This is a genomic window from Pontibacter sp. GD13 (assembly GCF_058216355.1).
Genome location: NZ_JBYZMQ010000017.1, coordinates 26,673 through 44,733 on the forward strand (window position 1 = coordinate 26,673; position 18,061 = coordinate 44,733).

The window sequence follows — 18,061 nt, forward strand, 5'->3', positions numbered from 1 at the left end:
GGCTGAATAAGTTCTCACACAAAAGACCTGGCACTAGCTGCCAGGTCTTATAGATGTATTTATGAAACAAATAACTTACGCCATCGCTTCGCATTTATCGGCACAGTCGCGGCAAATTTTAGCGCATTCCTGGCACACCTCGCTGTCGAACTTGGCGCACTCGTCGGCGCAGTCTCTGCACACCTGGGCGCACAGCTTGCTTATTTGCTTCAGGTAATCTGAGTTAACAGCACACATGCTGGCGCAGGCTGTGGCCACGTCAATGGAGTCCAGACACAGCTGGTGACATTTTTTCATGTCGGGCTCCCCCATGTGTACGTCCAGGCATACTTTACTGGCTGTAATGGAATTGTAACACGCATCGATACATGCTTGCATTTCTTTGCTGATGTTCTTCATAGCTTTAAAAATTTATTATTGGTTCAGGTCCTGCTTGCACGGCAGCAGGACATAGAAAAAAACAATCCGTGCCTTGTTTAAGGTTTAATGCAATGTATGGCACAGCAGAGGGGGTAAGCAAAATAAAATTTCAGTTTTTTTAAACCATAATTTTTATCCTCGCTTATACTTAGAGCATGTTTAAATATTATCAAGGAGGACTACCTCCCTCTCTAGGAACTTTATTACCCCACAGCCAGGATGCAGAGTCTCACCTCCTGGCGCATATGATATTAAAGCAAATACTTAAACAAGATGTGCCTGCTGGTTGTTTAAGTATTTGCTTAAATTTGCAATAGAGGTAAAACTGGTGGCGTAAAGTTTTAACATCAGAAAAGTATTATAACTGTTGCTGCCCTCCTGTTGCTGGCTTTAACATATTATGCCGGGGCGTATTTCCCGGAAAAAGGCGCTGCCCCGACAACTGCAATACCAGATCTCTATACCCAACTCGTTACGACTGTACCTGGAGATTCTAACTATACCCCTTAATAAATCCGCACCTGGTAACCTCGATACAGGATGCCAACGCCAGGATACTACAGACCGAAGAAGAAATGAGGACTAGCTTCTTTTTTTGACTAGCGGCATTTCTTAACAGATAAACATCTTTAGTGTAGCTACACCCGTTAATGTAGAGCGGGGATTCTCAACCAGGTGCTGAAGTCTTACACCCGGCCCAGGCTTCTTTCAGTGCCGATCTAGAGAAGGGGGGAAAATGGTAAGCATTATGTGCTACACCTACTTGAGGTCCCCTTTTACCAAGGCTGTCATTGCTGTGAAAAATAGGTTGCAGAAGTTGGAAAGGAAAGGCGGCTTGTCTAAATGTAAAGCAGCAATTATACTCGCTCAAAAAAACAAAAAGATACACCTGATAAAACTATGGATTTAAAAATTAAAGGCCGAACAGCCGTCGTTACAGGAGGTGACTCTGGAATGGGTCTCGCCACTGCTAAGTTACTAGCCAGAGAGGGCGTAAATATCGTCTTGAGCGACAAAACAAACAAGGAACTGGAAAAAGCCGCTGAAGAGGTTCGTCAGCATGTGAAAGACGGCAGTTCCGTTATTGCCGTAACGGCAGACGTAACCAAAAATGAGGAAGTACTACAGCTGGCCGCCCGGGCAAAGGAAAAATTCGGAGGCGCTAACATACTAGTGCACTGCGCGGGCATACGCGGTGCGGCCGGTGATTTCCTTACGCTCAGCGATGAGGACTGGTATAAATCCATTGATGTTGACCTGATGGGAGCCGTACGCGCTTGCCGGGCCCTCATTCCCCAGATGCAGGAAAAAGGCTGGGGCCGCATTGTACTCGTAGCTTCTGAAAACGCCCTCCAACCTTATCAGGAGGAGAGTCCCTACAACGCCTGCAAAGCCGGCATCATCAACCTGACAAAGTGCTTATCGAGAGCATTCTCTAAAGAGGGGCTCATGATCAACTGTGTCTCCCCCGCCTATGTAGCCACCCCGATGACAGAGAAGATGATGGAGCAGTTAGCTGAAAAGCGCAACAGCTCCAAAGATGAGGCTATCGAATGGTTCTTAAAGAATAAGCGACCCAACATAGTCGTAGATCGTCGTGGTAAAGCAGAAGAGGTAGCATCCGTTATTGCATTCCTTTGCTCCGAGCATGCCAGCTATATTACAGGGAGTAATTATCGCGCTGATGGAGGATCGGTGGCAACCGCTTTTGGCTAAGCCTTGCCAGTATTTTCTCTGCTATCTAAAAAGAGCAGCATGTCAGTTTCCATTAGTACCTACAGCTAGGATTCATTTCAAAAATGAAAATAATAAAAGCATGTCCGGAAACGATAAAATTAAACAATGGGGAAACAAGGAAGACATTTTAGTATTCCTGCATTACTTCGGCGGCTCAGCCCAAAGCTGGCATTGGGTGGCAGAACGGCTGTCAGACGACTATCGCTGCATAGCCGTAAACCTCCCTGGTTTCGGAAATGCCCCTGCTATGAGAGAACCCTCTATAGAGGGATTTGCTGAATATGTGCAGGAAGAATTAAGCTCTCTTAATATCAAAAGCTATACATTGGTAGGTCATTCTATGGGAGGCAAGATTGCCATGCAGCTGGCTTCCATTGCCCCTGATAGTACTGTCAGGCAGCTAATTTTAATAGCACCTTCCCCGCCTACTACAGAACCCATGACACAAGAGGAAAAAGAGCGTATGCTTCAACACCCAGACCGCCAGGTAGCTGAAAAGACTGTAAAAGGAGCCGTAAAGCAGCCCTTAACAGAAGAGCAACATGCGTTGGCTGTGGACACTCAGCTCGTCATTGACGAGGCTACCTGGAGATGGTGGCTTTTAGAAGGCATGGAACACTCCATTGCGGAAAAGATAAAGCCGCTCGATATACCCATTTTGGTACTTGCCTCCGAAGACGACCCTGTGATGACCACCGATGTAATTGAAGAGAGGGTGATGCAAGTCTTGGACGGGGCAAAGTTGGTGAACACCCGGCAGGTAGGGCACCTGATTCCTCTGGAAGCCCCGGAGTGGACAGCAGCGCAAATCAGAAATATTCTGGAGGCTGGAAAAGCAAAATAATAACGCCCTCCCCCAAAGCCCCTACATTTTAAAAATCAGATTAAAGACTATTAAAAACGAAAGCATTATGTCAGATAAGCATCCTGAACAAGAAAACAAGCCGAAAATTTCCTACTGGCATGTCTGGACAGACGATGAAGGCGTCAGTCATCAGACACGGGCCGAGCTGACCTCCTTTGAAAAAGAGAGTATGGGCGGCGACGCGGACCCGCAGTGGAACAATCACCTGCTGGCGTCCGGTGCCAAGGTACTCTTCACTGAGTTACCCGTTGGCTGGGTTGGCTCGTGGCATGAGAACCCCAAACCCCAGTGGATTATACCTTTGTCAGGAAAATGGTACGTGGAAACAATGGACGGGCAGCGTGTGGAGATGGGGCCTGGGGATGTCTCCTTTGGCGCCGATCAGAACTCAAAACCTAATGAGCATGGGCACAAGGGGCACATGTCGGGAACAGTCGGGCAGGAGCCTGCAAGGCTGATGATCGTGCAGCTCACGGACGAGAAGTGGATTGGGGCAAAGCCTGGAGAGCTCTCTGATAATTGAAGGACAAGGGTAAAGTGGTAGCAGTCTCTTCAAAAACCCTGACTTGGTTGCCAGACCGCATCAGAAAAGGAGATAAGCAGCGGAGGCAGATATGAACTCAAGAATAGAGGTAAATCCTATGGTAAATCAAACTGATTTGATGGTATATGTAGGCACTTATGCCGATGCCGAAAAGGATAGCATTTTTCTTTTCCGGCTGAACCCGCAGACAGGTGAGTTGAATCAGGTAAAAGGCTTCAGGGGGGGCAAAAACCCATCCTACATGACCTTTGATGAAGGGTATCGTCATTTGTATGTGGTGAATGAGCAGGAAGAGTATAAAGGAAAAGAAAGTGGGGCCGTGTGTGCCTTTTCTGTTAACCAGCAGACAGGTTACCTCAGGCTCCTCAACCGGGTTCCTTCTCAGGGAAGCGTGCCGGTGCATGTTACCATAAGCAAGGAAGGAAAAACTATTCTTATAGCCAACTATAAAACAGGCAGCATCGCTGTTTTTCCTATTCTGGAGAATGGGCAACTGGCAGAAGCTTCTGACCTGAGGCAACATGAGGGCGCCGGCCCAGACAAAGACCGGCAGAAATCTGCCCACGCGCACTACATCGCTTTTAGCCCAGACCACCGCTTTGTCTTCGTCGTGGATCTGGGCATGGATAAAGTGCTCCGCTACTGGCTGGATGCCGGCAAAGGAAACCTAACTCCTACCGAGCAACCGGTGGCGTACACTGCCAACCCTGGAACGGGACCCCGTCAGCTGTCCTTCCACCCGAACGGGCAGTACGCCTACCTCATTCATGAGCTGGAGTCGATGGTAACGGCGCTCTCCTATGACAGCGAGAAGGGTTCATTCTCAGAAATACAGACTATTGCAACTATTCCTGAGAACTTTAAGGAGCAAAATAAATGCGGAGGCATCAAAGTGTCATCAGACGGCAGGTACCTGTACGGCTCTAACCGCGGCCACAACAGCATCGTAGTGTATGCCATCGACGATGGCAGCGGAAAGCTTACGCACGTCGAAAATGTTTACTCAGGCGGGGAGTGGCCACGCGAATTCTCTCTGGACCTGACGGGAAACGTGCTGCTGGCGGCGAACCAGCGCTCAGATACCATTACCTCTTTCCGAATTAACAAGGCAACCGGACGCCTGACAGCCACAGGCCATCAGGCGAAGGTAGAGAAACCCGTGTTCATGCAGGTGGTGCCGGCGTTCAGTTAAGGAGTATATCCTGCTCAGGCAGCCATTGCAGAACAGGTTTCAATTAAGCCTTTACGGGTATAGCAATCCCTACTTTTTCCCAGGAAATATTGAGAGTGCCTTCTTCAGTCTCTTTCCTTTCCAGAACAGAAGAGTTTAAGGCTGGCGGCAAAACCGGGTTTCGCCCTAAGCCAAGCACCATCGACAAGTTGGGGTTTGGGTCACCGTCTATGGCCAGCACTTCTTTGCCATGCTTGCCAAACGTTCTGCTCAGTATGCCGCTGATGGTGGTCTTGCCCACACCTCCTTTTCCGGTGATTGCTATTTTCATACTATTTGTTTTATGCTGATTCCTCTCCCTAAACCATATTTTAAACGAATCTTTCGTTCGGCAAAATATCCATCAACCGCCTTGTTCATCTTTATACCCTCTCATGATGCTGCTTACTGAGTTAAAAACGCTTTGTCAGGATCTTTTCTGCTTATTTTGCGCTCCTAAACACGGGACTTAAACATGCCCTTAACAAATGCGCGGCAAAGGCTCCCCGGCCAGCAGACTAACAGCCCTTTTCCCGCCAATGGCACTACTCAGCTCTTTGATGGTGTAACAGCAGATGTGGTGCGTGTGACCTACAAGCCGGGCGCCGGCAGTGCCGCTGGGTTACACACCTGGTACTACTACTTTGACCCCAAGACCGGAAGGTTACTGGCCAACACCCTGAAAGACAAAGATGTTTTCACCGCCTCATCACAATATGCCCGCTTTAGCCAGGTAGGTGGTCTGCTGCTTCCCTCCGAACGCTACGGCTATAGCGTGGACGCAATCGGGATGCCGGTCAGGAGAGTATCCGTCATCGTGCAGCAAAACATGGTGTTCGACAAAGCAATTCCGGCAGCCAACTTTCAATTACCCCATCATGCAGATCAGGCAAGCCGATAAGATACTGGTGGCAGGGGTGGGGAGTGACCTCCGGAAAGACGATGGGTTCGGCGTAGAGGTGATCAGGAGGCTGGTTGAGGAAACCTTACCCACAAACGTTACCTTGCTGGAGGTAGGCACCGGCGGCATTCATCTGGTGCAGGAACTGTTTCGCGGTTTTGATGTGCTGGTAATAGTAGATGCCGTTGTCTGGGGCAAGCCACCAGGCACGATTCAATACAGAGAAGCCGTGGTAAGGGACATTGACCATCTGGATGCAAACAACCGGGAAGCGTTTTTAGCCGACATGCACTACACCAACCCGGTAAAAGCCATGATGCTGGCCAAGAAACTGGGTGTTTTACCAGCCAGGGTACTGCTTCTGGGTTGTGAAGCACAGGAAAAGGATGCTTTTGAGATGGGTCTTACTCCCGTAGTGGCGCAGGCAGTACCACAGGCAATCAAATGGCTTTCGACGTTTTGTCGTGAACCGGAACTATACGGCAGCATATTCAAGTAATTTTTGGCACACTATCTGAAAATATAAACTCGTATAACCATGAAAAAGGAAAATAACGATCCTGAGAGCGGTAAATGCACCGAGCCCAGAACTTCGTGGGAGCAGGAACTCGAAATTAGGGACCTTGTACATCCCATTGTGTTAAAACGGCGCAGGATTGCCCAATGGAGCCTGTTCGCTGTGGTTTTACTGTTACTGTCGGGGTTTGGCTGGTATGTGTGGAGCAGGCCCCCTTCCGGCGCAGAGCTGTTAAACGACATGGTAACCGCCGCCGGTGGACAGGATGCCTGGAACAGCATACAGGACGGGGTGTTGGAGCGGGTACACCAGCGGTATGATGAACTGGGCAACCCCACCACAGCCGTCCACGAAACCTTCAGCTTCAAAAAAACTAAAAATGGCCTCCGCCTTTTGGTTCGTGCCGCTCGGGAGAATGGGGATATTGTGCTGATCGGGAGAGATGCCACGGGGTTCTGGGCTGTGCTGAACGGGAGCGAGACCAATGCGAGAACCATCGCCAAAGAAATGAACATGATGTGCGAATCAGATATGTGTGACCCACTTTGTGCGACTGAGATGGCCTTTTACCGTTTCTCGCTTCCTTTCAAACTCACAGACCCCGGCGTGGTGGCAAGCTTCGGTGGATACGCTGAGTTAAACGGCAGGCAGATGCCCAAGCTCGATGTTACTTTTAAACAGGGAATAGGCAATGACAGGTGGGTATTTTTAGTGGACCCGGCCACTAAACTCATCCAGAAAATAGAACATTATGCCTCCGCCACCGGCACGCTGCCCCCGGAGGAGATTTACTGGTCTGACTTTAAGGTGAATAAAGGCGTGACTTTCAGCCACACCAGGAGCTACTACAGAACCAATGGCACTAAAATGGAGGATTACCGCATCATCAAAGTTGACTTTAACAGCAAGCTGGCAGACACCTACTTTGAAAAACCCGTGTATGTTGCAGGCAGATAGGCGCCGGTTTCGCCTCCTTTACAAACATGACACACGCCATGCCCAAGGCTTGGCAGATTACCCGAACCGTCCAGGTTTTTAAGCCAAGACACTTCCTTTAGGTTTTGTGCAGTTTTTTTGGGTGCATGCCAAAGCCAGAGCACGAGCAGGCAGACACAGTGCCTGATCGTGCTCTGGTTACACAGACCTGATTATGAACCCACTAAACCAGGCATTGCCAGTTCTGCATGAAGCAGAATGAGGCTTTAGCGGGCCTCGCTCAAAACTACCGAAAGACTACTTCTTTTTGCTTACCTTCCAGAGCACGCCTGTGAATGGGTGGGCAGTCATGCCAGTGTCTTCAAACTCCACAATGCCAAAATCTACTATGTACAAATCGCCCCCGCTGCTCCACTCCAGTTGTATGGGGCGCTCCAGGCCGCCGGTACCTTTGGCAGAGCCCGGTAAATTGTTCTTGTTATATATGTAGTCTTTCGCCTCGCCCGTTGTCAGGTTAACCTGCTGCACTTTAAATCCCGGCCAGTTATACTTAACGCCTGCAGGGGCGTTCTTTTCAGAGGGCACGCCTTTAGGCAATTTGGGATGAAACTCACTTCCTTTGAAGAATGGAATAATCACCCCGAATTCTGCCACCAATATATCCTGTTCCGGCACGCCAAAGTCGCTATTGCCAAATACCATGCCCTCGGCAGCGCTGTGCACGGGCAGCAATGCAATGGGCTGACGAGGCTTGTCTTTGCCTTTCAGTAGCCGTTGGTGTGTTTCCGGGGTCAGCGCGAATTTCCTTTCCTCCTTCTTCACCCCGAAGCGCTCGTCTGTAATCGGGATGCCACTGTAAAAATCGGGCCATCCGTACCATTCTCCCTGTATAATTTCATATACCGGCTCATAGTCGAAATACAAACCACGCGGCGGCATAGGGTTGGCACTGTTCATGGTGGTGATGAGCCTGCCGTCAGGCGAAAAGCGGTAGCCAAAGCTGGAGCGCAGCCCCCACGCGATACGATGTATGTCGCTGCCATCGGGGTTACAGCTAAAAAAAGCTCCGTTGCATATTTCCTCCCCTTTAATTTCCTGCCCAGGCTGTGTGGTCTGGCCGAGCGGCACGTATACGCCCGTCCTCACCGAGTCTGCATTCATGATAGTCACCTTGCTGGTTGGCACCCAGAAGTTCTGTCCAGTCAGGGTGATGTCCTCCCCTGGTATTTCATGGGCATCTGGCTTATTAAAGATGTCGATTACGTTTACCCAATGCTTCTCCTGCACACCTGAATTACCTTGCGTCGATAAGAAAAAGTACATTCTGCCGTCTTTAAAGATAGGTTTTGCGTTCAGGAACTCACCCCAGGAAGGCAAGCCGTTAACAATGGTCTTGAACTCCCCTGATGCGAGGTCGTAGGTGGAGTAGCGGCTGCGGTGCGCGATGTAGAGTTTCCCCTCGTGATAGGTGACACCGGTAACAGGCGGGATCAGGCCCTCCTGCATGGCGTTAGAGCTTGCTGCCTTCCGGATCTCCTGCATCGGCACTACCTTGTCGTAAAGCACTGTGGTGGTGCCGTTGGGCAGCAGTTTTAGAATACGGGCCTCTGGTGCGCTGGCCGGTTTAGTGCCGTAGGTGTGGCCACCTGCCTCGGCAATGTAAGTGTTTCCCCGCTCATCAAAGGTAACATCAACCGGGTATGATAAGCCGGTTGCCGCTGCTGTAATGGTATACCCTGCGGGCACTACCACATCGGCAGGTGTGATCTTGCGCTTACTGTCCTTCACTACTGCGCTTGCCTCTGTACCGGCATCCTGGTTTCCAAGCTGTGTTCCGGGATTGTTGCAGCCTACTATAAAAGTCGAGGCACAAATGCTTATAAAAAGAGATAAATGACGCATACAACCATCTATTTTGTAATTGAACCATGTAAACTAAGTGTAAACGCTTGATAACTAACCCTGTAGCCAGTAAAAAAGCGCCCAGGCTTGTTTACCCATTCGTCATATAAATTGTTTTATAAATACCTTTCCTACTTTTACAAAAAAATTGCGTCCAACTCCTTTATACCTTCGAATTATGCCTTTTCTTGCAGCATAATTTCGGCTAATTCCCGTTCCGTTACACTACCCCAATACCTGCTGTATTCTGTTTCGTCGGTTGTGTGCTGTGCCCCCTGTAGCTCCGGAGCAACCTGGTGCAGGGCTTTTTCAAGTGCATCGTAGGGCCTGTAACCAACAATCAGAATGCCTTGTTCCTCGCCTTCGCGCATTATAGTTAAAGCCGGAAACCTGTTTATACCATGTAAACGAACCATATGAAGGTCTTCTTCGAAGGCTGCTCTAGCTTGCTGGCTACCCATGTCCTGACTTAGCTTTTCGGTGTCGAGCAGATCCGGGTACGCCTGGCTTAGCTCCGTGCCTACTTGCTGCAGCACTTGCCAATCCGAAATGTCTTTGCCGTGCAGCATCACCGCCTCTCGCAGGCGGCGTAAATAATTTTCTGCCGCCACCTGCGACTGCAACTCAGCAGCTTTTACCGCGATGCAGGCAGGATAGGAAGATTTTGGAGGGTTTCGGAACCACACTTTATCGTCTATCGGCATGCCAGACTTATACTTAGCCTCCAGCCACAGCGGGCCCATCTGTAACGGGCGACTTACATTATTCATGGGGTCGCTAAAACTATCCCAGTTTGCGATAAGGCCACCCATGCGGTAGCGCCATTTAATTTTTCCTTTGAATTTAAAACGCAGTTTACGCCACTGAGGCTCCATAGCCCAGCTCCAACAACAAAGAGGGTCGGTGTAGTATGCTATCTCCACCGACCCTGCTTCCTGTACTTTAGCCTCTTTCAAATTACTCACTTTCTCAATCATGTATGTTCGGATACTGTATCCGATTTTACTTTTGCGGATATTCGCACCATTGGTTTTCACCGCTTGGTACGGCTTTCTTCACCTGTTGGCTGCGCTCCTGGCTCATCTCTTTGTCTTTTTTCTCCACCGATTTCATGGTGCGGTCAGTTCCCTGCGGTTCATGGTTCGTCATGCCGTTTGATTCTACTACATGCTTCAGCGGGTCCTGAATGTATTGCCAGGTTTCACCCAAGCCTGGGCTTTTACCTTCATTCCATGGCCCCTTGGCATCGGCCCCGCTACTCAAATTGAAGTAATTGTTGCTGAAGCGCGGATCGCCTTGCAGTACGCCTGGCGGAAAGTTTGGCTGTATAGTCTCTAAGGCTGCTTCAAACATCTGGAAGTGTGCCACTTCACGTGTCATCAGAAAGCTTAATGTCTCCTTTACATAAGGGTCTGTTGTAAATTGCATCAGGTACTCATACACGATCTTGGCCCTTGACTCTGCTGCAATGTTAGAGCGAAGGTCTACGGTTGGATCACCGTTGGCATTCACGTATGAGCCGGACCACGGCACGCCCTGGCTATTGGTAACAGTTGGTCCGCCGCCGCTCAGAACCAGGAACTGCGGGTTCATCATGGCATTGTGAATAAAGTCTTCCTTCTTAGCTTTACCATCCAGCAACTGCATGATCTCAGCTTCTTCGGCAGCGTTCTTAAGCTCTCCGTTTATCGGGCCTAATAGCATCTGAATAGTGGCCCCAACAATCTCAAGGTGGCTGAACTCCTCCGTGGCGATGTCCATCAGCATGTCATACTTGTCGGGGTGTGGCTGCCGCATGGCGAAGGCCTGTGTAAAGTATTGCATAGCGGCCGCCAACTCTCCGTTTGGCCCTCCGAACTGCTCCAGTAGCATGCTGGCAAAAGCCGGATCCGGTTTGGACACGCGGGCATTGAACTGTAACTCCTTAACGTGGTAAAACATTTATCCTCCAATTTTTAATAAAACAATGCGATCAGCTTTGTTAAACGAGGGAATGCTTTAGAAGTGTTATGCTATAAACTCCTGGCTCTAAGTAGAAGCAGGCAGCTTTTGTGGCGAACCAGACAGTATGAAGGTACTAACTAACTGGTATTTTTAGTGAATAGTTTTGCCCTATGCATATCTTTTTTTCGCGGCTTGCTTCTGGTAAGGCGTTAACCAGGACGGAGGTAAATTGTAATGGCCTACTTGTACAGGTGGATGCAGTTGGAGCACGCCCGACTTGTTCAACTTTGGGCTCAGGAAATGTCTTGGCAAGAGCGGTAACGTGTTGGTGCAGCCGATGGGCGTGGCGGAACCAAGCATAAAGGTTGAACTGGGTTGGCACATGCAATTTTTCAGACTATCTTTTTCTGAGGATTTTGCCTATTATCGAATCAGGCGAGAATGTAGATAGTTTCTTCATTCTGCTTATAAAGAATGGTGGTGTGTCTGTGCAATAAAAATCCCCCAATATCTTTTTCAGGACTTTCTAGTGTTCCTCTTTGCGGGTACTTAACGAGTAGTTCTAAAAGCTGGAACATTCTGTAAGTAAATGTTTGCGCTGCTTTTTCTCCAAATTCCTGCTGCAGATAGTTTTGTAAATCAGCTAATTGTTTGCTTGCCCGCTTGTTCCAGACTATCTGAGCCATTTAGAGTTTCTTCTTTTCATCTCTTCCTGACATATCCAGGCAGATTCGTTACCAATTTCGCTATCACTTGCTAAAACTTCTTGTTTCTGAGCTTGAGTTAAGCCAGCCCAAAGGCTTCCTTCTTTGTAATTTCTTCTGCTGGATAGAATCATGAAGATATCTTCTAATAATTTTTCATCATTAGTTGTATCAATCAGTTTATGCTAATCCTACTTTATAGCTGCCATATCTGAACTTTTTGAAAATATACGAATAAATTCAATTTTTATCCTTTTTAACTTTTATACGTGCCAACGTTTAGTATATGAAAAGTAGGCGATTTCGAAGCGAAGACTTATAATTTACTACTTCACCCGCTATTACCCATACTCATTGTTATCAGGTTGAGCTTTTATTCAGACTACTTTTCAACTTCTTTGTCAGCAGTATAATCACTGGTCTGATAAATCTATAGGTAAGAATTCCAATAGCTGCCAGTATGAGTATAAAAACGGCAGGCAATATTGCTCCAAAGGTATAGGTCATGCCAAGAATAAAGCCTAAAATAAATTCAGCGTAATATATGGGAATAATCAGGCTGAGCACTAATATGATGTAAGGAACATTGTCTAAAAAAGCGCTGTATCCATTCGTGAATGACGTTGCTATCAAAACTCCTAAGCCCAAACCTGTTACAAAAAGTCTTAAAGCCTGTCTGTGTAGATTGTTCGTTTGCTGTCCCCGTGAAGCTTGTATGCCTATTCTCTTTTCCGTTCTACCTATAAGTAACCATGTAAGAGTAGGAAGTATTAATCCGTTCCACCAGTTGGAGATTGCAGGCAGGTTTTGTTGTTGTAGAATATGATGACTGGCGACCCCACCATGAAAATGCTCCCAAATAAGTAAGGAGAGAACAAAAACAGTTACAATACCTGTAATAAGGATTTTGGTATATAACCTGTTTTGTCTTTGAGCGACCTCTTGTTTTATCATCATTTTCTTTCTTCCGTTTGATTATTAGCTTGACCGATAACGGTTTGTGCAGCCGTAGCCCTTAGCATCGCGAAGGGTTACGGCTGCACCGGGTTACCTATGTCGTTTTTTGTTAGTCCACAAAAGTTTCTTTTATCACACTTTTGCAGGAAGCGACTTCTGAAGGGTTTAGATTTCCTAGCACTTTAACAATGCGGACTTTGTCAATAGTCCTTATCTGGTCGATCACGACCCACCCCACTTTATTGTTGTGCTTCACTTTCACACGAGTAGGATAGCTACGGCTCTTGGTGGTCATCGGCGCGATAACTACTGTTCTTAGGTTATGATTAATCTCATCGGGGGATATCACTACACATGGCCTTGTTTTCTGTATTTCACTTCCTACAGTAGGGTCCAGATTGACCAGGACTATCTCATACTGACTTATTTCCATTCATCAAAGCTTTCATCGCCAAACACATCATCCAGTAAAAGCTGGTCATCTCCGTTCTCATGCATTTTCCTGAACGCTTTGTCCCAGCCTTTCCTTGGATGCTCAACTGGCTTTAAAATAATCTGACCTTTTTCCAGTATTAGCTCAACTTTATCCTTGATATTATACCTATCCAGAATGGACTTAGTCAGCCTTAATCCCTTGGAATTTCCTATTTGAATAATTGATACTTCCATAGTACTTGTATTTAATGTAATTACAAAGTTATTACGTTAACGCTCAATTACAAGACAAAGTTCTATAGATTACCATGAGAGGTAACGGCTGGGCTATGGTGCGTTTATGCACGATAGTTGGTGTTGAGCTTTCGTACTTTTTTGTTGTTCTCCAGTACTTCCATTAACCGCTGGTTTAGGTAGAGCTTTTCTTTTCCTACCTTAGTTGCCCTTAAAAAACCTTCATGCTCAAGCGCTATCAGGTAATTCCCCACAGTCTTTGGTGTTCCCATGTTCGCGTCGATCAGAAACTGGCGTTTAGTATAGGGTAGTCTAAACAAGATTTCTATCAACTCCTTTGAGTATACTTTGGGCAGTTTCTCCTTAATTTCTTCCGAGGTGGCCTCCATAACGGCCATGATATCCTCTAGTTTTTTAAGTCCGCTGGTAGCTGTTTTTTCGATCATGTCCAGCATGTAGAGTATCCAGCCCTCCCAGTCTCCTGCTTCCGTAACAGCTCTTAGCTTCTGATAGTAAGCCGCCTTATGATGGATGATATACTCACTTAAGTATAACGCGGGCACATCCAACAGCTTCTCCATTTTCAGGTAGAGTAGAAGCAGGATTCTCCCTGTACGTCCGTTGCCATCTATGAACGGGTGTATAGCCTCGAACTGGTAGTGCATTATGCCCATTTTGATGAGCGGGTCCAGGGTGCTTTCCTCGTTAATGAAGCGCTCCAGGTTTGCCAGTTTCTCGCGTATTACTGTTTCCCCTGCCGGCGGCATGTAGATTACTTCACCCTGCGTGTTGGATAAGGTCGTGCCCGGTGTGGCTCTGATCCCCGAGGTGTTCTGCTTTATACATTGCATGATCTCCACACAGAGGTTTGTTGTGATGAAGGGCCGCTCTTTGAGCTTTTCCAGGCCATACCACAAAGCCTCTTTGTAGCTTATCACTTCTTTTGCTGCCGTAGATTCATACTTCTTTTCGGCAACTACCGCTTTATAGAGATCATCATTGGTGGTGATAATGTTCTCTATTTCAGAGCTTGCCTTGGCCTCCTGCAAATGGATTGTGTCCAGGAAAAGGCTTGGATTGGGTAGGTTGCTGATAGCTCCGTTCAGCTGCGCCAAAGCCCTGCTTGCCTTAACGGTCTTTCGCATGACCTCCTTTGTTTCCAGATCTATCCCCGGAGGAAGCAGGGGCAAATCATTATAAGGTTTTTCTCTGTGAAATGGAGCCATAACGAGGGTAAACTTTACGCTTGTTTTAAAAACAAAGGTAAAAATAGTAATTTATTACACTTGTTATCTGTTCAGAGGTAATTATTACTCCTGTAGGTTCATTTCATACATTGCATGAAGTACAACGGGCTGGGCTATGAAGTGGCGTAGCCGAGACTAAAGACTGTGCAGGGTTAGGGCAGGTACTTTTTAAGTTCGTCAGGATTTCTTCTGGAGTCCCAGATTACTAATACTAATATTTATTCTTCTTTCAGCTCGTAAAAGATGGAGAAGGCACCTTTAATTAGAACACGTACTTCTGGTAATTAGAACACGTACTTCTGGGTCAGAGGTTTTGAGGCCTAAGAAATTATCGATTTGAAGCTTCTCTATTATATTAAAAATCTGGTCTGCCAGCTTTCTACTATAAGTATTGCTTCCGTTTCTTTCGTTGTAGAATGCTAAAGTTGCCTTAAAGTCAAGTCGAGCTTCTTTTGACCAGACTATGCGCTTTTTAGCCATGAGTCGATGTCCTGCTTTACTTCTTGCTGTGAAACAGTCTCTCCGCTTGCGTATTGCTGTCTTGCCCTGGCTATCTTCTCTTGCTCAAATTGGCTGATACCGTATAGGTCAGTCTCTACCTTGGCGTCTGTGAGTACTTTAAGAGCATTCAAAAAAGCTTCGTCGTTTATTGATTGGATGCGTTGGATGAGAATATTTTTTAAATTATTAGCTTCCATGAGGTATAAGATTGCTTGCTTAAATTTAGAAGCTGTTTAGAGTTTTAAAAATAGCCAAAACATCCGAAGGAAATAGACTCTAAGTGTAGAATCTCTTCTTTTTATTTGTATCAGCCCTAACGTCTGGGCTAAACAGTGGCAGAGCTACTGTTTAGGGGTGGCTAGGGAGAAGACATTTTTATGCATGAACCACAATTTCTGTTTTTGACATCTCCACTAACGAATGCTCAGCAAACAAGCTTGCAATTAATTCAATATGCTTTTCAAAAAGTTTTAGTAATTCGCTATTCCTGATATTCCCGGTTTTTACAATCAGCAGTTTAGGAGGTTCTTTTCTTAATACATAAGACTCCAGAAAGTCTGCATCTTTTGTTATAACTACAAAATGCTCGTCAGTTGCTAATCGAGTGATGTATCCATCTTGTGTTCTATTCTTATCCGGCAGCTCCAGGGTATGTATGGAATTTATTCCTTTAGAATTAATGAAGTCAGAAAGAGCTTTAGGCAATTGTGCATCAACTAGAAACTTCATGAAGCTATTCTATAGATACTTTTTATTTGGGTAAGTTTTGCAGCGTATTCAAGGCAGGCAAGAAAATCTTCCTTCTCTAGATCAGGATAATCTTCCAGAAGTTCTTCTACTGTCATACCCGAAGCTAATAGCTCCAGCATATTGTCAACTGGATACCGAAATCCACGAATAGTGGGTTTTCCGTGGCAGATATTGGGATCTATTGTTATTCTGTTTATCAGTTCTTCTTGCATATCCTGTTTTACTTTTAATTATCAAAAATAGCTGAAAATTAACTTACTTTTATGATTATGTTTTCCCCTAACGTGTTCGTGCTATAATGTGGTCAAGGCGTAGCCGAAGCCTATATTATGAACTTTGTTAGGTGTATGTTTTCTTCTTGTTTATGTTGTCGCTTAAGTAGTCTACACGCGTGTCAGCGCTGCACCTTACTGCCTCTATCTCACTATTTACTATTGCGGTTATCAACGATTCTGGGCCAGCCACAAGCGTAAAGTGCAAGTCCGTGTCTGTAAATACAAGCCAGGATTTGTCAGAAGCATACATATGGCCTATAAAGTCTTCTTCAAAATAATTGGAGGCATCCTCTAATGAACCCGACACAAGTTCAATCTTATAAATATTGTTCGGTGGCATCTGGTAGATACAAACTTCATGAGTTTGTGACGCAGAGCTTAAAACCGAAATAAGCTTCTTGAAAACAGGCCGCGGCAGATAGCCGCCTTTCGGGAACCAAAGATTCCATGGGTAACCTATCTCATCAAAGCGGGTTATATAGCTACCGGGGTTTATCTCATTGTGGAATATTAATTTGTATTTCTCTGCGATCTCCCGCCATGTTACATACTCCCATCTTTTAAGGTTGGGGTCAGTCATTCTTAATTTCAGGTTCAAGTCCCCACCACTAGCTTCCCAAGGGTCAGTTGTCTTATGGGTGCTTTGTCTATAGTTGAAGGTGATAATTTCCGAGAGGGCTTCCTTTAGGTCTGGGTCATTCTCTAAAGTGTCGGGCTCGTCAGTAGTGATTTCGAACGGATGGAATATCTTACAATATGATTCAAAAATTGGAGGCACATAATTCCCTATAGTGACTCCCTCGTCCTCAAAGCTCAGGGTAGATTTTACTTCATTAACCCAAGCTGCTTGCTCTATATTCAAATTTTTCATTATTCAACTTACACCTAACGTTACTCGTGCATAATGTGGGTGATGCGTAGCAGAAACCTATATTATGAACTTTGTTGGGCATTGTTGTTTTAGCAATTTACTTCGAGAATCTTTCTCCCATTTTCTTCAACCACTCTTCTCGGTTTCTGTCAACTACTTCTGATAATTCCATAAGAACTTCTTCACTTGCAACTTTCAGACATTTGTCAACAATGCTCGCTCTGCCATTTATTTCAGGATTATGAGAAACATATTCAAGTCCAATAAAAGCTGTCCAACGATGAACATTATATTGCCCTTCCATAAAGAAGCTAAAGAAGTTCTGAAGCCCATCATTTTTGATTATATCTCTTCCTAAAGTTATTACTCTTTGGTAATCATTATCTTTTTGTTTATCAAAGTCAAAAGGGTCTATTCCTTTTAAGTAAAGCGTTTTGCAGGTAAAAAGGAATTCGGTTTCTATGTCTCTCATTCTATACTTCTCAATACTGCCCAACGGTTCTGCTATGGTGCGTTTTCAATGCACTATAGGTCTTGTTGGCGTTTCGTGGTTCTTAATCTTTTCTTTTCCGCCCCTTCTTAACTTCTCTTTTCACTTGGCATTTCTTAGCGAGCCTGTTCAAAGTCGACTCTTCATCCTTAGCCTTTTCATCAAGTTTTTTTTTGGTGAGACCTTTTAAGTCTTTATAAGTTTCATGGTAGCTTCTTGACATAAGAACAGGATTGTTTTCTAGATTCTCTTTCTAAATCTGATAGTGAATGTCCAACTGATGATGCTTAAAATAACGAACAATAGGGAAATGAAACCATAAGCTACTAGCGCACCTGCATCATAAGTTACTAAACTAATTTCATCGAAATATTTTCCTTCTGAATTATAGTTTAGCCCTATTCGTGATAACCAAACCATTCCAAAGAATAGTCCGAGTAATAATGTAATTATATTAGTGGTCCAGAGAATTATCTTCTTCATCTTTTGCATGCACGCCAAAATAGGCCATAAGACGGTGAAGCTTGTGATGCTTGATTCAGTGTCTTATGGGTGTTGTTGGCCGGGGTTGTTTTTCCCTTTTTTCTCCCGGTACTGCGTGTAAAAATAAGGGAAAAACAA

The 18,061-nt window shown here is 45.9% G+C and carries 23 protein-coding genes; 7 read left to right on the plus strand and 16 right to left on the minus strand.

Translation table 11 applies throughout. The features are described from left to right. Positions 1 to 75 precede the first annotated feature (75 nt). Positions 76 to 399, minus strand: a complete 324-nt coding sequence (locus AC4BAN_RS16735) for a four-helix bundle copper-binding protein (RefSeq protein ID WP_490565564.1) — start codon at positions 397 to 399, stop codon at positions 76 to 78. Between the two features lie 921 nt (positions 400 to 1,320). Here AC4BAN_RS16735 and AC4BAN_RS16740 point away from each other — a divergent pair. From AC4BAN_RS16740 to AC4BAN_RS16755, 4 genes are all read left to right on the plus strand, one after another. Further along, positions 1,321 to 2,136, plus strand: a complete 816-nt coding sequence (locus AC4BAN_RS16740; RefSeq protein WP_490565565.1) for an SDR family NAD(P)-dependent oxidoreductase — start codon at positions 1,321 to 1,323, stop codon at positions 2,134 to 2,136. Positions 2,137 to 2,236: 100 nt separating this feature from the next. Further along, on the plus strand, positions 2,237 to 3,001 hold the full coding sequence (locus AC4BAN_RS16745) for an alpha/beta fold hydrolase (RefSeq protein WP_490565566.1): 765 nt from the start codon (positions 2,237 to 2,239) through the stop codon (positions 2,999 to 3,001). Between the two features lie 67 nt (positions 3,002 to 3,068). Continuing rightward, positions 3,069 to 3,545 (plus strand): hypothetical protein, encoded by a 477-nt coding sequence (locus tag AC4BAN_RS16750; RefSeq protein WP_490565567.1) that lies wholly within the window; start codon positions 3,069 to 3,071, stop codon positions 3,543 to 3,545. A 91-nt stretch (positions 3,546 to 3,636) separates the two neighbouring features. After that, positions 3,637 to 4,758 (plus strand): lactonase family protein, encoded by a 1,122-nt coding sequence (locus AC4BAN_RS16755; protein ID WP_490565568.1) that lies wholly within the window; start codon positions 3,637 to 3,639, stop codon positions 4,756 to 4,758. 43 nt (positions 4,759 to 4,801) lie between these two features. Here the strand turns inward: AC4BAN_RS16755 and AC4BAN_RS16760 are convergent, their stop codons facing one another. Further along, a complete protein-coding gene (locus tag AC4BAN_RS16760; protein WP_490565569.1) occupies positions 4,802 to 5,068 on the minus strand; it encodes a nucleotide-binding protein in 267 nt (88 codons plus the stop codon). A 183-nt stretch (positions 5,069 to 5,251) separates the two neighbouring features. Here AC4BAN_RS16760 and AC4BAN_RS16765 point away from each other — a divergent pair, with 183 nt between their 5' ends. From AC4BAN_RS16765 to AC4BAN_RS16775, 3 genes are read left to right on the plus strand one after another with little or no spacing between them, the layout of a single operon-like run. Continuing rightward, positions 5,252 to 5,677 (plus strand): hypothetical protein, encoded by a 426-nt coding sequence (locus tag AC4BAN_RS16765; RefSeq protein ID WP_490565570.1) that lies wholly within the window; start codon positions 5,252 to 5,254, stop codon positions 5,675 to 5,677. Beyond that, complete coding sequence (locus AC4BAN_RS16770) at positions 5,655 to 6,176, plus strand: hydrogenase maturation protease (RefSeq protein ID WP_490565571.1); 522 nt, start codon at positions 5,655 to 5,657, stop codon at positions 6,174 to 6,176. Before AC4BAN_RS16765 ends, AC4BAN_RS16770 begins: the two co-directional genes overlap by 23 nt. Positions 6,177 to 6,215: 39 nt before the next feature. Continuing rightward, positions 6,216 to 7,151: a hypothetical protein gene (locus tag AC4BAN_RS16775; protein WP_490565572.1), complete on the plus strand. Its 936-nt coding sequence runs from the start codon at positions 6,216 to 6,218 to the stop codon at positions 7,149 to 7,151. Between the two features lie 276 nt (positions 7,152 to 7,427). On the opposite strand, the gene AC4BAN_RS16780 is transcribed toward AC4BAN_RS16775, so the two are convergent. The 14 genes from AC4BAN_RS16780 to AC4BAN_RS16845 form a co-directional block, all read right to left on the minus strand. Further along, positions 7,428 to 9,032: a PQQ-dependent sugar dehydrogenase family protein gene (locus AC4BAN_RS16780; protein ID WP_490565573.1), complete on the minus strand. Its 1,605-nt coding sequence runs from the start codon at positions 9,030 to 9,032 to the stop codon at positions 7,428 to 7,430. A 176-nt stretch (positions 9,033 to 9,208) separates the two neighbouring features. Next, entirely contained in the window at positions 9,209 to 10,009 is an 801-nt protein-coding gene (locus tag AC4BAN_RS16785) for a DsbA family oxidoreductase (RefSeq protein ID WP_490565574.1), read from the minus strand. Positions 10,010 to 10,034: 25 nt separating this feature from the next. Continuing rightward, a complete protein-coding gene (locus AC4BAN_RS16790) occupies positions 10,035 to 10,973 on the minus strand; it encodes a manganese catalase family protein (RefSeq protein WP_490565575.1) in 939 nt (312 codons plus the stop codon). 434 nt (positions 10,974 to 11,407) lie between these two features. Continuing rightward, positions 11,408 to 11,662, minus strand: a complete 255-nt coding sequence (locus tag AC4BAN_RS16795) for a type II toxin-antitoxin system RelE/ParE family toxin (RefSeq protein ID WP_490565576.1) — start codon at positions 11,660 to 11,662, stop codon at positions 11,408 to 11,410. 378 nt (positions 11,663 to 12,040) lie between these two features. After that, positions 12,041 to 12,637, minus strand: coding sequence for a hypothetical protein (locus AC4BAN_RS16800; protein WP_490565577.1), 597 nt, complete (start codon positions 12,635 to 12,637; stop codon positions 12,041 to 12,043). Positions 12,638 to 12,746: 109 nt separating this feature from the next. Then, complete coding sequence (locus AC4BAN_RS16805; RefSeq protein ID WP_490565578.1) at positions 12,747 to 13,070, minus strand: type II toxin-antitoxin system PemK/MazF family toxin; 324 nt, start codon at positions 13,068 to 13,070, stop codon at positions 12,747 to 12,749. Beyond that, on the minus strand, positions 13,061 to 13,306 hold the full coding sequence (locus AC4BAN_RS16810) for an AbrB/MazE/SpoVT family DNA-binding domain-containing protein (RefSeq protein ID WP_089320658.1): 246 nt from the start codon (positions 13,304 to 13,306) through the stop codon (positions 13,061 to 13,063). Before AC4BAN_RS16810 ends, AC4BAN_RS16805 begins: the two co-directional genes overlap by 10 nt. Before the next feature lie 104 nt (positions 13,307 to 13,410). Further along, a complete protein-coding gene (locus AC4BAN_RS16815; protein ID WP_490565579.1) occupies positions 13,411 to 14,532 on the minus strand; it encodes a Fic family protein in 1,122 nt (373 codons plus the stop codon). Between the two features lie 482 nt (positions 14,533 to 15,014). Further along, positions 15,015 to 15,251, minus strand: a complete 237-nt coding sequence (locus AC4BAN_RS16820; protein ID WP_490565580.1) for a hypothetical protein — start codon at positions 15,249 to 15,251, stop codon at positions 15,015 to 15,017. Between the two features lie 178 nt (positions 15,252 to 15,429). After that, positions 15,430 to 15,783, minus strand: coding sequence for a DUF5615 family PIN-like protein (locus tag AC4BAN_RS16825; protein ID WP_490565581.1), 354 nt, complete (start codon positions 15,781 to 15,783; stop codon positions 15,430 to 15,432). Beyond that, the gene (locus AC4BAN_RS16830) at positions 15,780 to 16,016 is read right to left on the minus strand and encodes a DUF433 domain-containing protein (protein WP_490565582.1); all 237 of its coding nucleotides are present in this window, start codon (positions 16,014 to 16,016) and stop codon (positions 15,780 to 15,782) included. Before AC4BAN_RS16830 ends, AC4BAN_RS16825 begins: the two co-directional genes overlap by 4 nt. Positions 16,017 to 16,143: 127 nt before the next feature. Next, positions 16,144 to 16,950, minus strand: a complete 807-nt coding sequence (locus AC4BAN_RS16835; RefSeq protein ID WP_490565583.1) for a hypothetical protein — start codon at positions 16,948 to 16,950, stop codon at positions 16,144 to 16,146. 97 nt (positions 16,951 to 17,047) lie between these two features. Beyond that, entirely contained in the window at positions 17,048 to 17,422 is a 375-nt protein-coding gene (locus tag AC4BAN_RS16840; RefSeq protein WP_490565584.1) for a hypothetical protein, read from the minus strand. An 82-nt stretch (positions 17,423 to 17,504) separates the two neighbouring features. Further along, positions 17,505 to 17,663: a hypothetical protein gene (locus AC4BAN_RS16845; RefSeq protein WP_490565585.1), complete on the minus strand. Its 159-nt coding sequence runs from the start codon at positions 17,661 to 17,663 to the stop codon at positions 17,505 to 17,507. Positions 17,664 to 18,061 lie beyond the last annotated feature (398 nt).